General features: G+C 68.1%; 4 protein-coding genes and 1 pseudogene. 4 read left to right on the top strand and 1 reads right to left on the bottom strand.

What is annotated here, in order from left to right; genetic code table 11:
* Positions 1-1092 (bottom strand): FAD-binding oxidoreductase (locus ACK543_RS03055; protein WP_409941387.1); only part of this gene is annotated, 1092 nt, incomplete at its 3' end.
* A gap of 147 nt (positions 1093-1239) precedes the next feature.
* Here ACK543_RS03055 and ACK543_RS03050 point away from each other — a divergent pair.
* From ACK543_RS03050 to ACK543_RS03035, 4 genes and pseudogenes are all read left to right on the top strand, one after another.
* Entirely contained in the window at positions 1240-1809 is a 570-nt protein-coding gene (locus ACK543_RS03050; RefSeq protein WP_409941386.1) for a hypothetical protein, read from the top strand.
* Positions 1781-2224, top strand: coding sequence for a DUF2752 domain-containing protein (locus tag ACK543_RS03045; protein WP_409941385.1), 444 nt, complete (start codon positions 1781-1783; stop codon positions 2222-2224). Before ACK543_RS03050 ends, ACK543_RS03045 begins: the two co-directional genes overlap by 29 nt.
* 123 nt (positions 2225-2347) lie before the next feature.
* Positions 2348-2917 (top strand): cob(I)yrinic acid a,c-diamide adenosyltransferase, encoded by a 570-nt coding sequence (locus ACK543_RS03040; protein WP_409941388.1) that lies wholly within the window; start codon positions 2348-2350, stop codon positions 2915-2917.
* Positions 2918-3248: 331 nt separating this feature from the next.
* A pseudogene (locus tag ACK543_RS03035) lies at positions 3249-3433 on the top strand (IS630 family transposase); the annotation flags it as partial.

The raw sequence follows: 3433 nt of genomic DNA, 5'->3' as shown, positions 1-3433 counted from the left end.
GGCCAGGCGGCTGATGGGCACGCAGGTGTCGGTGCTGATCGCGCGGCAGCCCGGGCGGCTTTGCACCGCCGCAAAGTAGGCGTTGTGCCGCGCGGTCCACAGGCGGGTGCGCTCCTCGGGCGTGCTGGCCCATTCAAAGGCGTTGCCGCCGAATTCATGGGCGATGTCCTGCACCGTCTCGGCCTGCTCCTTCACGCTCAGCGGCGAGCCGTGGAACTCCATCAGCAGCATGGGTTCTTCGCGCAGGCCGAGCTTGCTGTGCGCGTTGACCATGCGCACGGTGTGGTGGTCAATCAGCTCCACGCGGGCAATTGGCACACCCAGCTGGATGATCTGGATGGTGGTGCGCACCGCGGCCTCGATGCTTGGGAACGAGCAGATGGCCGCGCTCACGGCCTCGGGCAGGGGGTACAGGCGCAGGGTGATCTCCGTCATGATGCCCAGCGTGCCTTCGCTGCCCACCATCAGGCGGGTGAGGTCGTAGCCCGCGCTGCTCTTTTTGGCGCGGGTGCCGGTGTGGATGACTTCGCCGCTGGCCGTCACCACCTCCAGCGCCAGCACGTTCTCGCGCATGGTGCCGTAGCGCACGGCGTTGGTGCCGCTGGCGCGTGTCGCGCTCATGCCGCCAATGCTGGCGTCGGCACCGGGGTCGATGGGGAAGAACAGGCCCGTGTCCTTGATGGCCTCGTTGAGCTGTTTGCGCGTGATGCCGGGCTGCACGGTCACGGTGAGGTCTTCGGCATGGATGCTCAGCACCTGGTTCATGCGGCTCACGTCGATGCTGATGCCGCCCTGCACGGCCAGCAGGTGGCCTTCCAGCGACGAGCCCGCGCCGTAGGGAATCACGGGCACGTCGTACTGGCTGGCCAGCTTGACGGCGTCGGCCACGTCCTGCGTGCTTTCGGCAAACACCACGGCGCTGGGGGGCGGGGCCTGCAGCGAGCCTTCGTCCCGCCCATGTTGCTCGCGCACGGCCTGGGCCAGCGAGCATCGCGCACCAAACCGGCTCTGCAAGGCCTCAATGAGTGCCTGGGGCACATCACGCAGGTGGATTTGTGGCAACAGGTGGGAGGGGACGGTGGGTGCGTTCATGAGGGGGTCCTCGCTAGGGGGATGGACGCGCTGAAGGCATCGTGTGCCCTGGGCGCGGACGACTGCGGCGCTGCAACAACAGCGCCGACGCGGCGCGGGTAACGCTCGCTACACTGAATCCACGTTTTACTCTACACAGGGATGGTCATGGCTGCAAGTGTGGGTGCCTGTCTGTCAGGCGCATGGAAGTTGTTCAAGAAAAACGCGGTCACGCACGTGGTGTGCACGCTGCTGGTGTCGGTGGTCGGTGCGGTCAGCGCGGGGCTGCTGGCCGGGCCGATGCTGGTGGGCTACATGCGCATGATCGAGCGCGAAGACCTGGGCGAGGCGGTATCGATCGGCGATGTGTTCCGGGGGTTCGACGATCTGGTGCCCGCGCTGGTGGCGGGGCTCATCAGCATGCTGGTGCTGACCCTCGGGTTCGCGCTGTGCTTCATCCCGGGCCTGCTGATCATGGCGCTGCCGTCGGTGGCGCTGTTTTTGGTCGCGCGCGGCGAGCGCGATGGGGTCGCGGCCTTCAGCCGGGCCTGGCAGCTGGTGATCAAGAACCTTGGCTCGGCGTTTTTCTGCGCCCTGGTGCTGAGCGTGGTGGGCAGCGTGGGCTTTTTGCTGTGCTGGGTGGGGGCGCTGGTCACGATGCCGATTTCGATGATCGGCACGTTCTACCTGGCGCGCCAACTGGTAGGCGATGAACCCGTTCGCATCGCCGCGCTCTGACGCCCGCGCGCCAGGGGGCGACTGGCTGCCCCTGTCGGCCGCCCAGCGGTGGCAGCGCCTTGCGCTGGGCCTGGCCGCGCCGCTGGCCATGGCGGCCACGCCCCTGTGGCTGCGCCAGGGGCAAAGCCTGGGCTGCGGCTTTCGGGCGCTGACCGGCCTGCCCTGCCCCCTGTGCGGCGGCACGCATGCCTGCGCCGCGCTGGTGCAGGGCGAGTGGGCCGCCGCCTGGGCCGCCAACCCCGCCGCCGTCGCCTTGCTGGTGTGGGTGCTGATATGCGCCGCCGCGGCGGTTGCCGAGGCTGCGGCGGGCCGCCGCCCGGCCCGCCCGTGGCCGTGGTGGCGACCGGGCACCCTGCTGGGCATCGCCGCCACCCTGCTACTGACCTGGGCGGTGCGGCTTTCGGGGTGGGGCTGAGGCTGCGGCTGCGGCTGGCGGGGCACCGCATCCACCCGCTGCATGGCGCACAATGCGCTGCGTTTGAACCCCGCGCTGCGCCTGCCTGTCTGGTACGGCCAGCGCCAGCACAGCAGGACGACCATGGGTAACCGACTCACACAGATTGCCACGCGCACCGGCGATGCTGGCACCACCGGCCTGGGCAACAACCAGCGCGTCTCGAAAAACAGCCTGCGTGTGCACGCCATGGGCGATGTGGACGAGCTGAACTCGCACATCGGCCTGCTGCTGTGCGAGCCCCTGCCCGACGGCGTGCGCGCGCTGCTGGTGGAGATCCAGCACCAGCTCTTCAACCTGGGCGGCGAGCTGTCCATCCCTGGCTTTGAACTGCTCAAGGCCGACGCCGTGCTGGCGCTGGACGAGGCCCTGGCAGAGCACAACGCCAACCTGCCCAGGCTGCAGGAATTCATCCTGCCTGCGGGCACCCGCGCCGCAGCGCAGGCCCACATCTGCCGCACCGTGGCCCGCCGCGCCGAGCGCGTGGTGGTGGCGCTGGGCAACGAGGAGGCCATCAACGATGCGCCGCGCCAGTACCTCAACCGCCTGTCCGACCTGTTGTTCGTGCTCGCCCGGGTGCTCAACCGCATGGACGGCGGCGACGATGTGTACTGGAAGAGCGAGCGGCTGGCACGGCAATCTGCTACTGAATAGATAGCTGCTTGGGCAAGCGCAGCAAGCGCGGGGTGGTGGTTTGAATAGAATTTTTGCCGAGCATCGGCGAGCGCCGGGCGGCAGGCAGTGCCCTGGCTTCGACGGGCTCAGCCTGAACGGTTGGGGGTGGGGCCCTGGCTTCGACAGGCTCAGCCCGAACGGGTGGGGGTGGGGCGCTGGCTTCGACGGGCTCAGCCTGAACGGGCGGGGTGGGGGTCTGGCTTCGGCGGGCTCAGCCCGAACGGGGGGATGTTCGCTAGTGTCATGTCCCGTTAATTTCTGGCATTAATCGTGCATGCCAATGCGGTATCTTGGGAACGGAGATACCGCCATGAGGACAGGAAGACCGAAAGTCGAGTTGCTGCTGACGGACGCTGAGCGCTCGCAGCTTCAGTCGTTTGCGCGCAGTCGATCGCTGCCTGCGGCATTGAGTGCGCGAGCGCGCATTGTCCTGAGCAGTGCCGATGGCGAACTCAACAATGCCATCGCCGAGCGCCTGGGATTGACCAAGGCCAC

It is taken from the genome of Acidovorax sp., from assembly GCF_046341535.1.
Lineage (GTDB): Bacteria > Pseudomonadota > Gammaproteobacteria > Burkholderiales > Burkholderiaceae_C > Acidovorax.
This window is presented reverse-complemented; position numbering and strand designations above follow the sequence as displayed.

What these genes read in the sequence shown, in the direction of transcription:
- ACK543_RS03040 (WP_409941388.1), top strand. Translation starts at nt 2,348, where the DNA reads ATGGGTAACCGACTCACACAGATTGCCACGCGCACCGGCGATGCTGGC.
- ACK543_RS03050 (WP_409941386.1), top strand. Translation starts at nt 1,240, where the DNA reads ATGGCTGCAAGTGTGGGTGCCTGTCTGTCAGGCGCATGGAAGTTGTTC.
- ACK543_RS03045 (WP_409941385.1), top strand. Translation starts at nt 1,781, where the DNA reads ATGAACCCGTTCGCATCGCCGCGCTCTGACGCCCGCGCGCCAGGGGGC.